This window comes from Flavobacterium weaverense, from assembly GCF_003688495.1.
Classification (GTDB): domain Bacteria; phylum Bacteroidota; class Bacteroidia; order Flavobacteriales; family Flavobacteriaceae; genus Flavobacterium; species Flavobacterium weaverense.
Map to the genome: position 1 here is coordinate 154,233 of NZ_REFH01000011.1, position 16,949 is coordinate 171,181.

The following is a 16,949-nucleotide window of genomic DNA, read 5'->3' on the forward strand; positions in this document are numbered from 1 at the left end:
GCTCAAATACCATTTCTAAGTACTTAGATTAAATTCAGCATCTTTATCAACCAACTGGTTGACATTGATAGTAGGAAGAATAAATTTATTAAATTCTGTACCTTCTGTTTTAGCATGTAAAATCCCTCGAGAAGTTCCGATAGTTAACATGGTTAAATGACAAATGAAGTTTTTAGGAAAAACCACATTGTTGTCTTTTAGAAATGATGTCCAAGTATTGGGTTCAATATTAAAATGACAGCTTACTTGTATTTTAATAAATGTTTTTTTTGACTGTTCAAAAGTGAAAGTAGCAAAAACACCAATTAACTTTTGCTCCTCATTAATTTTAAATTCTAATGAGGTTGTAATATTCAATTCCTTTTTTGATGAATATTTCTCTTCAAATAAAGCAAATTGTTCCGTTTTAATTGCTGCTAAAGCAAAGCCGATAGATTCATTTTCCATTATGCAGTTTGTTCGAAATAGTTATACTTTTCAGAAATAGGGTTGTACTCCATTTTAAATTCTTTTTTAGCCAGCAAAATTTTATCGGCTAGTTTAAATTTTGCTTTTGGAGCAAAGTACCTTTCAGTTGTCGTTTTTACGATTTCCGCGCTATTTTTTTCTTGAATAGTATCATAATACGAGGCTAAAATTGGAATTTTTAAAATGTTTTGAAGTTTTATTTGAGTTTCCAAGGTGAGATTTTCTTGGCCTTTTACTATTTTGGTCACTTGCTGCGGACTTACTTCTAACTTTTCCGCCAATTTTTTTTGAGTCCAATGTAAATCGTCCAAACGATCCAGAACTTTTAAAGCAATATTTTGAGACTCTCTCAACATCGCTCTATTTTTAATTCTATCTTTATTTTTGGCAACTGTATTGGTGTTTTTTGAAGAAACAAATGCGGTTAATTTTTCTATATTACTCATTTTTATTCGTTTATAAGTTCGTAAAAAGAATCAGTATCAAATATGGAGTGCTGCTGTAAATATTCTTTTGCTGTCTTAATTTTTGTTAATTCATTATTTGAATCAGGATGATCTTGCATAGTTTGCGTCATCTTTATGGCGCCACCTGTAATGACAAAACAATTGGTGTCAATTTTAATGGCATAGATTCTAATTCCATTTTTTATAATTTTTCCTTTTTGTAAAGAAAGTATCTTAATCCCTGATTCTGTATCAAAAAGTGTTCTAAAATAAAATTCTAAAGGTTGATTATTTATTGTGATTTCTTCTAATACATCTTGTATTTGTTCCGCATCTTTTAGTCTGTCTTTTACAAATTGATTGATGTTTGCTACGGCATTGTCTTTTGCATATTTTCTAAGATAGCTAACATCTGTCCAATGATCCATTAGCCGATCATACTCATTGTCTACTTCTCCAGCGTAGCGGAAAGCAAATAATGACGGTACAAATATAGTATCTATTTTCATTTAATCAACTTATAGGTTTATTATTTATAACCGTATTAACAATTAGTATTACACAAACAGTTGTTGTAACAATCCTTTTTTCCAAACCTGCGTTTTTTCTATTTGTCCTTGACATTGATTGATTTTTTCATCGATTGCCGATAGAAAATTCGCAATTTTGATTTGTTCTTCAAGAATAGGTAAATTGACTGGCATCTTTTCAAACATTGGTAATCTTAAAGATTTTACTGTTGAGCCGACCGCATGAGAATTCAAGTGATTAGAATTATAACTTATTGAATAAAATAGAAACTTCCCGTTTTGATTTTTAAAATTCATTACTGCATAAGTTCTTTGATGCAAATCAAATTTTCCAATAAAATATTTAGGAATGAATTCTTGACCTTCACCTGGAACAATAATGGCTTCTGTATCGAATAAAAATCTATTACTAGACCTAATATCTTGTGACCTATCAAAAAATGTAAACTCCCCATCTAGATTTGAATCAATCCTATTTGAAGAACCTGTCGTAATTCTTGAAATCTCACCCAACTTTTTCTTTTCCCAATCCGAAAAATCATTTCCATTATCGTCTTTAAAGCGGAGTTCTTGCGAGAAAATTTGCTGCATCACGCCTTTTTTGTATTGCTCTAAAAGGGTTTTCTTTTGTTTTAAGGCAGTTAACTTTTCATCTACTGCCGTTAGGAATGTAGCTATTTTGGTTTGTTCGGGAAGGGAGGGAAGATTTAGTTTTAGATTTTTCATATCTTCGGTATCTAATTTACCAGCACCTATTCCCGTTCCCACAACTTTATCTAAAATTAAATTTTCTTGTGAAGAAAACCATTGATATAAATATTCAGTATTTGACTTATCGTTTACTATAAGTGATTTCAAATCTTGATTAAATGCTACATCTCTTTGTGTTATTCCAATTGGAATTTTATTAAAAAGCATACTTCCTCGAACTAAAAGGAGTAAACTACCTTTTAAGGCTAATTTAGAACCTTTTTTCAAGCCTTCTTCTGTAAGAGTTCTATCTGATTTCGAATAATATTTGCCCTGCATTGAAGTGGCGCTAATCCATGGAATATCGCCATTCCAATATGACTCATTTTCTTTTGAAGGTGTACCTCCTGATTTAAAGGTTACAACATCATCTAATTTAAAATTATCCAGTGTAGTTGAAAACTCAGGGAAGCGCAATTGTGGTTGTCGATTTTCCATGGTTAATTTAGTTTTTGGATGTTAGGGTTTGTGGTCAACGATTGGAGTTGGTTGATGGCTATTTGATTCAGTTTTAAAAGGCGGTCGCTTTGAGAAATTTCCATTCTTATAAATTCGGCATTCATACTTTCTATATTTGCCAAAACCAATAATTGTTCAATAGTAGCTTGGTCTCTAATGTTACCATCGGCAGTTGGATTTTCTGCTCTCCATTGCTTGGCTGTTTTACCAAACAAGGCTACATTTAATACGTCGGCTTCGTTGGCATAAATAAAATGAGCTTGTTCTTTGGTGATATTTTCAGGGATAATAGTCTGTTTTATAGCATCGGTATGAATGCGGTAATTTATTTTAGAAAGCGTTCTATTTAAGTTCCAAGTAAGATTTAATCGGTCGTTTTCATCTTCTTTAAGTCTTTGGAATTCTTTGATTAGGTAAATTTTGAATTCGGCACTAATCCACATTCCAAACTCGAAGGCTAAATCTTTATGCGCATAAGTACCTCCATACCTTCCTGCTGTAGCTTTCAAACCAATTGCATTGGTTTTTGCTACCCATTCTTTTACACTTAATTTATAATTATTTAAACCTGCTTGACTTTTAATTATGGCAAATTCGCCATAATTAAAATTAGGATTATATATGCTTTCCCAAATTCCTAAAAACTCTACTGTATTTCTATTTCGCAACCAATCTGAAATAAAAAAATCGCCATCTTTAGCCTCTAACATATTTGTTAGAGAAATGTAATCTTGATTTTCAAATTTTAGAATTGTTATTTCTAAGCCTTGTACATTAATGGTTTTGTTTTTTGCCATATTTAATTTTTATTAAACGCAGTTGTTAAGTAATCCTTAATAACATCGAGCTTGAAAAATTTTACGGGTTTATCAGAATTTGCAATGTGCAAATTTTGCACATTGCTTTTTTCGTTCAATTCATTTTCAGAAAAAATATTGTTTATGTGCTTTGTAATTACAGTCCTGTCTTTTCTAAAAAGTTCTGCCATTTGCGCTTGTGTAAGCCAAACCGTTTCATTTTCGAGGCGAGTTTGAATTTTAGTTTCACCATCTTCCGTTTGGTACAATAATATTTGACTTTCCATATTAAAAAGGAGTTACAATATTCAATTCAGCACAAAAAGAAGCAATTGTTTTATCGGTTGCACTAATATGTTGGTCAACGGCTTTAAGTTCCTTTGCAATAGCATTAATATCAATGCTTTCTTCGGCTTCAAAAGTATCTACATAACGAGGAATATTCAAGTTGTAATCTTGTGAAGCAATGAAATCAAGGGTCGCAATTTTGCTGTATTTGTCTTCTTCGGTTCGGTTGCTGTACGTGGAGATAATTTTAGAAATATGTTCGTCTAACAGTACATTTTGGGTTTTTACTTTGTCAAAATGTTGGCTGGCATCAATAAACAAAACATCTTTCGGGTTTTGGCGTTTTTTTTTCAATACCAAAATACAAGTTGGAATCGAGGTTCCGTAAAAGATATTCGCTGGCAAACCAATCACGGCATCCAGATAGTTTTTGTCTTCGATTAAGTATTTACGAATGTGACCTTCGGCACCACCACGAAACAAAACACCGTGAGGCAAAACAATCGCCATTGTTCCGTTATCTGCCAATTGATGCACCATGTGTTGTACAAAAGCAAAATCGGCCTTACTACTAGGTGCTAGTTTACCATAAGCCGAGAAACGCTCATCTGTCATAAACAAAGGACTAGCGCTCCAGTTAGCCGAGAAAGGAGGATTAGCTACAATGGCTTCAAAACGCTGGTCAATGTGTTGTGGTCGCTCTAAGGTGTCTTCATTCTTGATGTCAAAACGCTTGTAGTGTACGTCGTGCATGATCATGTTCATACGACAAAGATTGTAGGTCGTAGGGTTCATCTCCTGCCCGTAAAAAGCACTAACGTCTTTGACTTCTTTGGCAACACGTAACAATAGCGAACCAGACCCGCAAGTAGGATCATATACACTCTTTAGTTTGTCTTTGCCTACGGTTACCAGTTGCGCCAAAATGCTGCTTACTTGTTGAGGCGTGTAAAATTCACCAGCTTTCTTTCCTGCGCCACTAGCAAACTGCCCAATAAGGTATTCGTAAGCATCACCAAGTACATCGCTGTCTGTATTCTCTAAATCGAAATCAATTTCATCAAGATGCGTCAGCACCTTTACAATTAATTCGTTTTTATCACTCTCTGATTTTCCTAATTTATGAGAAGTTAGATCTAAGTCAGAAAACAAGTTTCCAAAATCTTCTTCACTTTCTGATCCCATCGTACTTTGCTCGATGTGCGTGAGTACTTTGGCTAGATCTCCCAAGATGAAGTTGTTCTTTCCGCCAGCATTTCCTCTTTTAGCCAATTCCGAAAACAGCTCTGTTGGTTCTAATGAGAAGCCAAGTTTGTCGATAGCTAACTGTTTAACTTCTTGCATCAACAGCGCTTCATCAGGATGCCCAATAACATCTTGAAAAGTCAATCCGTCTGGTTGTAGTATTTGGTTAGCGTATAGATCCATTTTAGTACTCAAGTACTTGTAGAAAATGAAACCTAATATGTAATCTCTAAAATCATCAGCGTCCATTTTGCCACGTAGGGTATTTGCAATGTTCCAGAGTTGTTGTTCTAATTTTTGTTTTTGTTCAGCTGCCATTAATCGTATTACTTCATGTTTATTTTAGAGTTCTAAGATAGTATAATTGACCAATAAAGCTCAGTTAAACCAGTAAGTTTTAAGAGACTTTATTTTCTTTCTTAGTTCAATTGTAAATAAACGTTGATTAAAGGTTTTTAGCAATACCCAGTTTTAGTGATATTTATAAAGTGTATGCAAGTAAATCATAAAGTTTATCAAAGGTGTTTTATGAAAAATAATGAGACTGACCACTTCATTTCCAATACTGTTTGTGAGAACGAATAATTACTACATCTATTACTTAACCTTTAGATCATATCATTAAAACCATACTGTTATTGTTAATAACCTTTCAATCAGAGCTGATCGTAAAATGGAATTTAAATTAAAGACATTTGAGCAAAATAGTTCCAATTCTAAGAGACTAACCTTCGACAAATATTATAACAAAGTTAGGTAATGGGCTTCAGTTCGCTAGCAAAAAATTCCCCCATAAATACTCGGGTTCCCCTCCCTTTATTGCGTTGCTTTTTGCACTCGCTCGCCCATGACCTTTCGAGTTCCATTATTAATCTTTAATTATAGAAATCATGGAAAATCATGCTAAAAATCCAAATTGGGGTACTGTTTCAGAAATCCAACTGTATTACAAATCAAAAGTAAAAGCAGCAGAACGTCCTCTAATCACATCCTCTAAATCTGCGTATGAAATTGCACTACAGATTTGGAATCCCAATACAATTGAATTCTTTGAGGAATTTAAAATCTTACTATTAAACAACAGTAATAAAGTACTAGGTGCTTATGAAATATCATCAGGAGGTATCACTGGAACCGTAGTGGATGTAAGATTGATATTTGCCGCAGCTCTAAAAGCAAATGCCACTGGGATCATTATGATTCACAACCATCCCTCAGGTAAACTAATCGCCTCAGAAGCTGACAAGCAAATTACTGCGAAAGTTAAAGCAGCCAGTAAGCTTCTTGATATCCAATTACTAGATCATTTAATCATTACTCCAGAGAGCTATTATTCATTTACTGACGAAGGGGCTTTATAGCCCCTTTTTTTATGTTAAATGTAAGAAGGATACAATCTTTTAGAGTGGCTGTCTTGCATCTGCAAGATAAAAGAGATCAGAAAGATAAAAATAATGCGGTCAATTTATAAAATAATATAAACACCGCTACAATGACCCAACCATTTGATTCTAAATCAATATAAGTGCCATTCCTCTTTGAATTATTCTATCAAATTCAAAACTTTTAAAATCTAAAGCATTTTGTATTCGCAACTTTCTGAAGCTATGATCCTGCTCAGATATATTGTTCAGGTACGTACAATGTTAAATCTTGATCTTCAAGGATGAGCGTTTTCTATAAACACTGATAGCTCCAAAATTTTAGCCACTTTTATCAATATTTATTACTTTAAGTTTGCTTTTCATATTGATTGCTTTGATTGTAAAGTGCTGGATACTTATTCTCTGTCAGCATCTGGTTAAAAGAAGATCAAATGTATTACTTGATTTATCAAATGCACTATATAAATAATATCAGAATCCATTCACTTTTATAAGTTTCGTCAATTCTCTAGCTCATACCTACACAACATTTCCTTTTCTTCATCCGTGACGTAATAAATAGCGCAAACTTATATTCCCAACGGTAGATTGTTGAATAATCAACCTAAACTCATAGCCTTTTTAATATTCCTTCCACATATATATCACTAAAAGTAAACCTAAGTCTAAAATAAATAGCTTGAAGAGTGACAGACTTTAGATAGCAAAGATTTTTAATATTGATTAACTATTTAATTTTAAATTCTATAGATAAATGTTACTATTGTATACGACAAATCCTAGAATAATCATTTTAACCTTTTATTTTAAGTGTTTTTTCTTTCTTTTACTTAGCTCTAAAATAATAAAGAAGTACCTTTCGAGGATAGATTTTTATTTGAGTCAGAGATCTTTTGTAAATTACGAACCACTCAATCTTTAATTAAACTTCTAACGCATATCCTCCTTTAAACCCATTTAACCTTAAAAACTATCTAGTTATTACTTTTTACTTAGTAGAGTTAAAAATTTAACGTAATTTCACTTCGTCTTAAATTAATTTTAATAAGGCATTTTGATTACTAATACACACTACATTAATGTACATACTATTCTAGATAGTAATACCCCACGCTAGGAACAATAAAATGAATTACATTGAACGTAAACCAATTGATTTAAAAGATTCCTGTTAGATTCAATTTAAAATCACAATTTACAAAAGACTCATAAATTATATGATGACTAAAATATTAATTTTAGAATGCCCTACTATCGATATAAATTTTATATTCCGTGAATTAGATCGTGACGGATTTAACTATACAGCTAAAAATATCAAATTATTAAATCACTTTGAAAATGGTCTAAGTAATTACAATCCTGACATCATATTCTCTGGGTATTCTTTATTGGGTAATAATGGAAAGGAAGCACTCAAAATAAGTCGTAACTGGTATTCTTCAACTCCTTTAATTCTTATTGCAGATCATATTGAGGTAGAAAACTGTATAGAACTTATAAAAAAAGGGGTTTCCGATATTATATTAAGACAAAACATATCTTCTTTAACTCAAAAAATTTCCAAAGCATTAACCAAAACTGCGACTGTAAATTTTAATATTTTCTCTAATCAAGAAGAAAAATATCTTAAGGAAAAAGCAAAATACAGTAGCTTAACCGAGAACAGTCGAGACGCAATTTTTCTTACGCTAAAGGATGGCCCAATACTTGAAGCTAATCCTGCCGCATGTCAAATCTTTAAAATGACTGAAGAGGAAATTTATAAAACGGGAAGATTAGGTCTTGTAGATCCTAACGATCCTTATTTACCAGTACTTATAGAAGAGCGTGATCTCAGAGGACTTGCAAAAGGTGAACTCAACTTTAAACGAAAAGATGGTACGTCGTTTCCAGGCGAAATAACCACAGTAGTATTTAAAGATGTATGGGGCCGTGATATGACTTCCATTACAATCAAAGATTTAACAGAATATAAAAAGGACCAACAGGAATTAGCCGCAAGTAATATCCTGATGCAAGAATCTCTAAATGGCCTCAATAAAATAATGGATTCATCTTTGGACTTAATATGCTCCATTGATGAAGAGAAAAGGTTTGTAAACGTAAGCGCTGCTAGTAAAAGTTTATGGGGATATGAACCCCACGAATTAATTGGTGAAAAGTATATCCATTTTATATATATTGAAGATCATAAAATTACTAATAATACTTATGAAGACATAACGAATGGCACCCCTGTGACTATATTCGAAAACCGAATTAATCATAAAGATGGAAGTATTGTTAACATGCTGTGGAGTGTACAATGGGATGATGATGAGAAATTACTCTACTGTACAATCAAGGATATATCGGAGAAAAAAAAATTAAAGAAAGCCTATAAAGTAGAAAGGGATAGATTTTTAGACATGTATAATTTGTCGCCAGCATGTATGGGAATTTTAAAGGGGCCTAACCACATACATGAACTTACAAATCCATTGTATTTAAAATTCATCAATAAAAAGAACGTTATTGGTAAGTCAATAATAGAAGTATTGCCAGAGCTAAAGAACCAAGGCTTTATTAAGCTATTAGACGACGTTTACAATACAGGCATACCGTTCATCGCTAACGAAATGTTAGTGCAGTTAGACTTTCATGGTAAAGGATTACTTGCCGACAGATATATGAATTTTATCTACCAGCCCCACAGAGATGCCTACGGAAAAATTGATGGTATATTTGTATTTGCGATAGATGTTACCGAACAGTTATTGTCACGCATGAAAATTGAAGAAAGTGAAAAACTATACCGACAACTGATAAAAGAATTACCTGTTGCGGCCTACTCTTGCGATGTGGACGGAAAAATAACACTCTTTAATAAGGCAGCGGCTATTTTATGGGGCAGAGAGCCACAAATAGGAATAGACTCATGGTGTGGTTCATGGAAGGCTCTAAGTACCGATGGTCAAGAAATCCCTTTAGAAATGTACCCAATAGCAGTTGTGTTGAGAGAAGGTAAAACAATGACCGGAAAGGAAATCATTATCGAACGTGAAAATGGCGACAGAAGATATGTCCTTCCCCATGCCGTTCCGTATATTGATCAATCAGGTAAAGTGACTGGCGCTGTAAATTTGCTAACCGATATCACTGAAAGTAAAGCAATACAAAAGGCATTAGAAGAACATAATATGGAGCTCTCTTTTCAAAACCTAGAGAAAGTAAAAAGAGCTGCTGAATTAAATATTGCCAATAAAGAACTTGCTTATCAAAATTGTGAAAAAGAAAAACGAGCCGAAGAGTTAATTCTGACTAACATTGAGCTTCTCAAGACAAACAAAGAATTAGACCGTTTTGTATACAGTATTTCACATGATTTACGAAGCCCCTTAACTTCAGTACAAGGAATTGTTTCAATAATCGAAGATGAAAGTGAAGATCCTGCTACTCTAAAACATATTCAGATGATCAAGAATAGCATTGAAAGATTAGATGAATTTATCAAAAAGATTTTAAGCTACTCACAAAATAATAGAACGGAGCTAGATATTGAGACCATATCAGTCAAAAAAACCATTTTGAATATTGTTGATTGCCTTCAGAATATGAAGCAAGCAAATGGTATTCATTTTGAAATTGACGTGCAAGAGCTGTCCCCCTTCAGCACTGATAAGTTACGATTTAATACGATAGTGGAAAACCTAATTTCAAATGCTATTAAGTATCACAAAATGAGCGGTACAGAAAGGTTTATTAAAGTGAAAGCTATTGTAAACGAACAAGTGCTGCAATTAGAAATAGCTGATAATGGAATAGGAATTCCGTTACAACATCAAGAAAAAATATTTGATATGTTTTTTAGAATATCTAGTAAGTCAGAAGGCTCTGGAATTGGCTTATACATAGTAAAAGATACAATCGAAAAATTAGAAGGCTCCATTAACATCTTATCGCAGCCAAAAGCTGGTACAACTTTCAAAATGAATCTTAAAAATTTTAAAATATGTTAAAATCAAAATTTAAAAGAGTATTGCTTATTGACGACAATACTATTGACATTTATTTAACTTCCCGAATTATCACTAAATATAATTTTGGACAGGAAATTGACCAGTACACATCACCCATTAAAGCTTTGCAGTATTTAAAGGAAAACCAGAATGATATTAATGAATTACCTCAAATAATTTTTGTAGACATATATATGCCTATAATGTCAGGATTCGAATTTATGGAAGAATATGATAAATTATCATCAGTACTAAAAAAGCATTGTAAAGTCTATATTGTTTCCTCATCTATTGACGATAATGATATGAAACGAGCGAACGATGATTCAAATGTAGTTGCTTTCCAGGTAAAAATTATTACAAAAGAGTTTCTAAGTAGTATTGAATAAATCTTCTACGACTTCAGCCTTGTATGTAGTCAAAAAATAATCAACGCAAAAATATGATCCAAATAAATGCCTTAGTTATAAACGAAAATAAAGATACTTTAAGACTTTTAGAAAAGTTTATTGAAGAAAACTTTATGATTATGAAAATAATTGGGTATACTACTACAATAATCGAGGGAATAAATTTGATTAAATTAAAAAAACCTGATGTCATTTTCTTAGACGTAATATTTAAAGATGATTCTTTTTTTGAAATGCTAGATCAACTAGAGTTTAACACTCCGAAATTAGTCTTTATATCGGAACACGAACATTATGCTGTGAAAGCTTTTAAACATAATGCTATTGATTTTATTTTAAAACCAATAGAGTTCAACAACATTATTTTAGCTTTATATAAAGTAATAAAAAGAATTAAAATGGAACACAGTTATCAAGATGAAAAAATAAACAATATCAACGTTATAAATGCACAAAACCAAACTAATAACTATGTCGCGGTTGCATCATTAGATAAAATTGAGTTGATTCATATGTCAGAAATTATTTTTTGCAAAGCAGAGGGAAGATATACCACTTTTTATCTTATAGGTGGAAAAAAAATAATGTCAAGTAGAAATCTAGGAGAGTACAGTGCCGTACTTGACAATAATTACTTTTTTAGAATTCATCATTCTTATATCATTAATCTTCGCCAAATCACAAAAATTTCAAAAAAAGACGGATATTTTTGCGAGTTTACAAATGGAATTACATTACCAGTCGCTAAAAGACGACAAGAAGATTTTAACAAATTTATAAAACTTAAGGAGTAATAGATATAAAAGGCTTACATTCTTTCTTATAAAAAATTAATATTTAGTTTAGTCAACTACCCTAATAATTAATAAGTAAAGTCTACTACACATATTCAATTAATTTGGGCTGTATTATTGAAAACTAGTATCTATTGTAACATTTAAATCTTAAAAAAAATAAAATGCAACGAAAAAGCAGTTACCATTTTCGCTTCCGTTTAAACTAATAAAAAAAATCATGATAGACCAATTACAATCAAAATTTGAAAGAGTGATGATCATTGATGACAACAGTACAGATCTCTATATTTCATCCCGCATAATTATTAAAAATAATTTCGGGAAAAAAGTCTTAGAATATTCCTCGGGAAAAGAAGCATTGAAATACCTACGGGATCATCAGGAAAAGATCCAACTATTACCACAGATAATTTTTGTAGATATATACATGCCTTTAATGTCTGGATTTGATTTTTTGGACGAATACAACAAATTATCTTCCACTGTAAAAAAAAAATGTCAAGTATTTATAATTTCATCGACTATAGATGACTTAGACATCTCCCGCGCACGTAAAGAACTAAATGTTGCTTTCTTCCAAGTAAAACCCATTACTAAGGAATTCCTTAACAAGATTATTCCAGACTAAACCAACACAATTTAAAAATAACTTCCCTAGCGAAATTTGAAACATTTATTACGAAATATAAATTTAGCTCATCATTTTGCCATCAACAAAATAAGTGTTGGAGCTGTTTTTTTATGAAAATATACCCTCTTTAAGTCTGAAGTTTTTATTGCAAATTATTAATATTATCCCTATAAAATTACGTATTATCTGGATAGCTGTAATCCGTTTACATAATTTATAATTATTAATTCAGGTATCTAAAAAAACCAATCTCTATGGTCCTTATTATATAGAATTTGAAGTCCAAAATAGATTTACTTTAAATTAGAAGCTCAAAAAAAAGCTATTTAACTTCAATATATTTACTTATGTATTTTAACGGATCGTTATAAAATTGCTTAAAACTGCTGTCTTTTTCAATTTCACTATAGCCATACCCATATCCGTAATTATACTTATATCTAAAATTAGACTTGTTTTGTATTCCATTCAAAACATAAACCATATTCGGTAATTTACTATCTTTATTTATCTTTTTAGAATACTTCAAAAGCTCTCTTTCTGTATAATTAAACCGTGTTACATAAATCGATAGGTCAACCAAGGGTGAAATTAAAAAGGTGTCATTTACATAAATTGTGGGCGCAGAGTCGACAATAATATAGTCAAATTCACTCTTAGCCTCATCAATTAAACTATCTAGGCGTCCATTTGAAAATAAATAAGAGGGATTAGGAGGGATTATACCAGCAAAAAGTACCTTTAAAGGTGCACTAGAGACTCCCTTCTTAACAATCAAATCTCTCCAGTTAATATTCACATCACTTAAGTAACTCGATAATCCTTTTTCGGAGCTTTCCATTTGTAAAGCATAACCAATTTTAGGTTTTCGCATATCTGCCTCTACCAATAAAACCTTTTTATCATAACTTGAAAGTGCTAATGCTAAATTGCTAGCAATAAAAGTTTTGCCTTCACCCATTATCGATGAAGTAACTAAAACAACATTTCCTAGCCCATCATCTTTTTTTAACGGAAGCGAAAAATTAACATTCGATGTTAATGTTCTGAAGACCTCAGCATGAATTGACCTGTCGTTCTTATCTTTAAACACATTAAATCCTTCGAAAAATGGAATTTCTGCAATAATTGGCACTTTAGGACTTAAAACCTTTATTTGGTCTATATATTTAATCCTTGTATCAAAAAGAAAATAAATATACAAAAAAGCAAATGGAATAAATAAGCCTGCCACTAATGCTGCTAAATATAAAACACTCTTTTTTGGTGCTATAGGACTTATACCTGAACTAGCATAATCAATTATTTTTACTGAAGGAGCCGTAACTGCATAAGAAATTGCTGATTCTTCTCTTTTTTGTAATAAAATTAAATATAGGTTCTCTTTTATTTGTTGCTGTCTTTCAATTCCTCTAAGAACCTTTTCATTCATAGGTAAATTCGCCACCAAACCATTAGATTCCCTGTAATTATTTTTTTCTTGTAATAGAGCTACATTTAATTGTTGACTATAAGTTTTAATCGATTGATTAATATTATCTTTTAAAGTTATAATTTGAGACTCTACGTATTTCATACTAGGGTTCTCCTCTCCGGCAGTTTTTAATAATTTATCCCTTTGTAATACTAAAGTGTTAAAATCATTAATTAAACTATTTAAAATCAGATTATCTAAGCCTATATTGGCAGGCAATATAGAAAACCTAGTTTTACTATTTAATGCATCTTTTAGTAAATTAGACAAGGCAATTTGCGTCTCTACCTTAAAAACACCTTCACTGGAAGAAGCTTTTGTTTCCACATTTACTTTAGTGTCAGCTTCTATGAAAGTTAAATTATTCGAGCGCTTATACTCTTTTTTCTGAGTTTCAATACTATCAAGTTCGTGAGTCAAAAATTTAAATCTTGAATCAATAAATTCAACTGTTTTTTTAGAAACTAATTGTTTATCATTAATCCCATCTTGATTAAAATTTTCAATAATTTTATTAATAAATGCTTCCGATTTGTTGGTATTTACATCTTTAATAGAAACAGATAATACTTCACTCTCTTTCCCAACAGCCTCTACATTTAATTTCTTCATCGAGCTTTCCAGTTCACTTCGAAAACATGAAATTACAATAATATATTCAGTACTTTCTGCCCCGCTATCAGAGCCAAGTTTCGATTCAATTAAAAGTTCATGACCTTCAACTATCGCTTTTACGTCATTACCCTTTAGAAAGATATTCTTTCCATTAGTATTAATTAGATATCCATCTATATCAGTCGTAATCTTAAATGAAAAAGTCTCAAAAATAGAATCGTTATTAGCCAAAGAACTTACTCTTATACTTGTATTCCACAGCTCCGTATTTCTAAATTTTCCCTCAGAAAAATACCTAGTAGTTAAATTTAGCTCTCTAATAATAGGCTCAAATAAACGCTTTGAGTTTAAAACTTCTATTTCATTCTCTAGGTTTATCTTTGAATTACTCCCCATTAAGGATAAAAAATCACTGGGTAGTTTTAAACTTTTATCATCTCCTACTATTTTTATCTTCGAAACTGTAAGAAAGACAGGGTTCTTATATTTTATATAAAAAAAACATACTATAAAAGATAAAATTATTGTTAATATGAATAGCTTCCAATAAAACATATATTTAAAAAGCTCTGATTTAAAGTTTGTTTGATCATTAAGGTTATTTTTTGGCATGATTATTTTTTAAGTAGTAAATAAGTTGTTAATAACAATGAGATTAAAGAAACTACTGTTCCTGTATTCCCTATTATTCCACCAGATTTAATTTTAGAGTAATTTGGGTTTACAATTATGACATCATTTTGCTTAATAAAATAAGCCTCTGAATCAAACCATTTAGTCGAAGTCAGGTCAATATGAATGATGTTTTTAACTCCGTTTTCTTGGCGGATTAATAGTACATCATTTCGCTTACCATTTATTGTTAAATCACCAGCCAAACCTAAGGCCTGCAGAAGCGTAAGATTTTTTTCTAAAAACGAATATGTTCCTGGAACCTTAACTTCTCCCAAAATTGTTACTTTTGAATTCAAGTTCCAAACAACTACATTAGGATTTTTCAAATGCCCCTCATTAATTAATTTAGTGCTCAAATATGACTCTAAATCACTTGTAGACTTATCAGTTACGGCAATAACTCCTAAAACTGGCAAAGTAATATTCCCCTCATTATTTACAAGAAACCCTTTCAATTTTATACCTTCAGATGTAGTAGGGGTACTAGTAGTACTCTGTAAAAGGTCTGCGTTATAAACTCTAGATGATTCTATATCTAGTGAACTAATTCTAACGGAAATTATGTCATTCGTCTCAATTTTTTGATCCATAGGCAAATGAGAAATAAACTCTATTTTATCAGGAGATTGGAAATACAAAACATCTTTCTTGGTCGTACAGGAAACAAAAACACTTTGTCCTATATACAGAAGTATAAAAAAAGTAAACACCTTAATTAATCGAATTCTCATTTCTTTTATAGATATAATATGGGGGATTATGAAAATAAATAATCCAGTAATGACTACTATCAATAGTTGGACATTTACTGATAAATCCGTTATTAAAAAGGACACGAAAACCAATAAAAATGTAGCCATTCCTACGTATAAAGATATTTGCCAATGGTTAAACCCTAGACTTAGAAAGCGGTGATGAATGTGGTTTTTATCCGCTAAAAAAGGGCTCTTTTTTAACACGAAAACTCGAATCATGAAAATTCGTAGTGTATCCAGTAAAGGATAAAAAAAGAGTGAAATTATAATGATAGGAGAGATTATTACTGAACCATTAAAGAAAGGGGAATTTGAAAATGACAATAAGGATATACTAAGATATGCGATCAGAAAACCAACAATCAACGATCCAGTATCTCCCATAAAAATCTTTCTTTTATTAGAAAAATTATAATATAAGAACGAAAGCAAGGCAGCAACTAAAGAAAATGAAACTGTAGCTAGGTATATTTCCCCAAGCGCATAGAAAATAATCCCTGAAACAATTGAAAAAATTATCGCAATCACACCTGCCAAACCATCAATCCCATCGACGAGATTGTAGGCATTAATAATTACTAAAAAAGTAAAAAGAGTAACTAAGACAGAAGAAAGATATCCAATGGAGTTTATAGTAAACATTCCATGAAAACTATCAATTCTAAGCTCCGTGACAAATATTATGAAAAGAGAAGCTATTAATTGGCCTGTGAATTTAGTTCTAGCTGATAAAACAAGGATGTCGTCTTTAATTCCCAAGAAGAACAACATGATTAGCGAACCTATTAAGGCAGGAAATATTTCATTTTGGTATATCGACCCATATAGCGACAAAGCTAAAGTAACTCCTATAAAAATACCCACACCTCCTAAAGTAGGAGTTTTTCGCGAATGTGAACTCCTCTCATTTGCATCAACCATTAATTTCTTTTGATAGCATAACGATATAATGACTGGGAATATCACAAAACTTGAACTCAAAGAAAGAAGAAAAGTTATTAAAATCCAATAATCTTGCTTAAAATTTTCTGATAAATACTTTACAATTTCTAGCACTTCTATGTTTTAAAATGGGTTAAAAGGCGAAATTATATTGATTTAATTACACTTTATTATTATAAGTAATAAGTGGTATGTATAGGTTTATAAATGCTTTAAAATGTTAAAAAAAAATAGTAAACATACGCAATAGCGTATTAACGAAAATTAAATTTCACTTATTA

General features: G+C 31.3%; 14 protein-coding genes. 5 read left to right on the top strand and 9 right to left on the bottom strand.

Going from position 1 to position 16,949, the window contains the following annotated elements; all coding sequences use genetic code 11:
* Positions 1-15: 15 nt before the first annotated feature.
* Genes BC961_RS12845 through BC961_RS12875 form a run of 7 tightly spaced genes read right to left on the bottom strand, consistent with a single transcriptional unit; the run spans position 16 to position 5,301 of the window.
* The gene (locus tag BC961_RS12845; RefSeq protein WP_121926258.1) at positions 16-447 is read right to left on the bottom strand and encodes a hypothetical protein; all 432 of its coding nucleotides are present in this window, start codon (positions 445-447) and stop codon (positions 16-18) included.
* Positions 447-914, bottom strand: a complete 468-nt coding sequence (locus BC961_RS12850) for a helix-turn-helix transcriptional regulator (protein ID WP_121926259.1) — start codon at positions 912-914, stop codon at positions 447-449. Before BC961_RS12850 ends, BC961_RS12845 begins: the two co-directional genes overlap by 1 nt.
* 2 nt (positions 915-916) lie before the next feature.
* On the bottom strand, positions 917-1,423 hold the full coding sequence (locus BC961_RS12855; protein WP_121926260.1) for a hypothetical protein: 507 nt from the start codon (positions 1,421-1,423) through the stop codon (positions 917-919).
* A 48-nt stretch (positions 1,424-1,471) separates the two neighbouring features.
* Entirely contained in the window at positions 1,472-2,632 is a 1,161-nt protein-coding gene (locus BC961_RS12860; protein ID WP_121926261.1) for a restriction endonuclease subunit S, read from the bottom strand.
* Positions 2,633-2,634: 2 nt separating this feature from the next.
* Positions 2,635-3,450 (bottom strand): KilA-N domain-containing protein, encoded by an 816-nt coding sequence (locus BC961_RS12865; protein WP_121926262.1) that lies wholly within the window; start codon positions 3,448-3,450, stop codon positions 2,635-2,637.
* A gap of 2 nt (positions 3,451-3,452) precedes the next feature.
* The gene (locus tag BC961_RS12870; RefSeq protein ID WP_121926263.1) at positions 3,453-3,737 is read right to left on the bottom strand and encodes a virulence protein; all 285 of its coding nucleotides are present in this window, start codon (positions 3,735-3,737) and stop codon (positions 3,453-3,455) included.
* Position 3,738: 1 nt separating this feature from the next.
* Positions 3,739-5,301, bottom strand: coding sequence for a type I restriction-modification system subunit M (locus tag BC961_RS12875; RefSeq protein ID WP_121926264.1), 1,563 nt, complete (start codon positions 5,299-5,301; stop codon positions 3,739-3,741).
* Positions 5,302-5,873: 572 nt separating this feature from the next.
* On the opposite strand from BC961_RS12875, the gene BC961_RS12880 reads away from it, so the two are divergent.
* The 5 genes from BC961_RS12880 to BC961_RS12900 all read left to right on the top strand — a co-directional run bounded on the left by BC961_RS12880 (position 5,874) and on the right by BC961_RS12900 (position 12,204).
* The gene (locus BC961_RS12880; protein WP_121926265.1) at positions 5,874-6,344 is read left to right on the top strand and encodes a JAB domain-containing protein; all 471 of its coding nucleotides are present in this window, start codon (positions 5,874-5,876) and stop codon (positions 6,342-6,344) included.
* Positions 6,345-7,585: 1,241 nt separating this feature from the next.
* A complete protein-coding gene (locus BC961_RS12885) occupies positions 7,586-10,369 on the top strand; it encodes a PAS domain S-box protein (protein ID WP_121926266.1) in 2,784 nt (927 codons plus the stop codon).
* Positions 10,363-10,758 carry a response regulator gene (locus tag BC961_RS12890; protein ID WP_121926267.1) on the top strand — a complete coding sequence of 132 codons (396 nt, stop codon included), beginning with the start codon at positions 10,363-10,365 and terminating at the stop codon, positions 10,756-10,758. Before BC961_RS12885 ends, BC961_RS12890 begins: the two co-directional genes overlap by 7 nt.
* 53 nt (positions 10,759-10,811) lie before the next feature.
* Positions 10,812-11,573: a LytR/AlgR family response regulator transcription factor gene (locus BC961_RS12895; protein WP_121926268.1), complete on the top strand. Its 762-nt coding sequence runs from the start codon at positions 10,812-10,814 to the stop codon at positions 11,571-11,573.
* Positions 11,574-11,793: 220 nt separating this feature from the next.
* Entirely contained in the window at positions 11,794-12,204 is a 411-nt protein-coding gene (locus tag BC961_RS12900) for a response regulator (protein WP_121926269.1), read from the top strand.
* Positions 12,205-12,529: 325 nt separating this feature from the next.
* Here BC961_RS12900 and BC961_RS12905 read toward each other — a convergent pair whose 3' ends face one another.
* Both BC961_RS12905 and BC961_RS12910 read right to left on the bottom strand, forming a co-directional pair.
* A complete protein-coding gene (locus tag BC961_RS12905) occupies positions 12,530-14,908 on the bottom strand; it encodes a GumC family protein (protein WP_121926270.1) in 2,379 nt (792 codons plus the stop codon).
* A 2-nt stretch (positions 14,909-14,910) separates the two neighbouring features.
* Positions 14,911-16,782 (bottom strand): polysaccharide biosynthesis/export family protein, encoded by a 1,872-nt coding sequence (locus BC961_RS12910; RefSeq protein ID WP_121926271.1) that lies wholly within the window; start codon positions 16,780-16,782, stop codon positions 14,911-14,913.
* Positions 16,783-16,949 lie beyond the last annotated feature (167 nt).

Bases quoted from the DNA above. Each gene is read 5' to 3' on its own strand.
- BC961_RS12845 (WP_121926258.1), bottom strand. From the start codon at position 447: ATGGAAAATGAATCTATCGGCTTTGCTTTAGCAGCAATTAAAACGGAA.
- BC961_RS12850 (WP_121926259.1), bottom strand. From the start codon at position 914: ATGAGTAATATAGAAAAATTAACCGCATTTGTTTCTTCAAAAAACACC.
- BC961_RS12855 (WP_121926260.1), bottom strand. From the start codon at position 1,423: ATGAAAATAGATACTATATTTGTACCGTCATTATTTGCTTTCCGCTAC.
- BC961_RS12860 (WP_121926261.1), bottom strand. From the start codon at position 2,632: ATGGAAAATCGACAACCACAATTGCGCTTCCCTGAGTTTTCAACTACA.
- BC961_RS12865 (WP_121926262.1), bottom strand. From the start codon at position 3,450: ATGGCAAAAAACAAAACCATTAATGTACAAGGCTTAGAAATAACAATT.
- BC961_RS12870 (WP_121926263.1), bottom strand. From the start codon at position 3,737: ATGGAAAGTCAAATATTATTGTACCAAACGGAAGATGGTGAAACTAAA.
- BC961_RS12875 (WP_121926264.1), bottom strand. From the start codon at position 5,301: ATGGCAGCTGAACAAAAACAAAAATTAGAACAACAACTCTGGAACATT.
- BC961_RS12880 (WP_121926265.1), top strand. From the start codon at position 5,874: ATGGAAAATCATGCTAAAAATCCAAATTGGGGTACTGTTTCAGAAATC.
- BC961_RS12885 (WP_121926266.1), top strand. From the start codon at position 7,586: ATGATGACTAAAATATTAATTTTAGAATGCCCTACTATCGATATAAAT.
- BC961_RS12890 (WP_121926267.1), top strand. From the start codon at position 10,363: ATGTTAAAATCAAAATTTAAAAGAGTATTGCTTATTGACGACAATACT.
- BC961_RS12895 (WP_121926268.1), top strand. From the start codon at position 10,812: ATGATCCAAATAAATGCCTTAGTTATAAACGAAAATAAAGATACTTTA.
- BC961_RS12900 (WP_121926269.1), top strand. From the start codon at position 11,794: ATGATAGACCAATTACAATCAAAATTTGAAAGAGTGATGATCATTGAT.
- BC961_RS12905 (WP_121926270.1), bottom strand. From the start codon at position 14,908: ATGCCAAAAAATAACCTTAATGATCAAACAAACTTTAAATCAGAGCTT.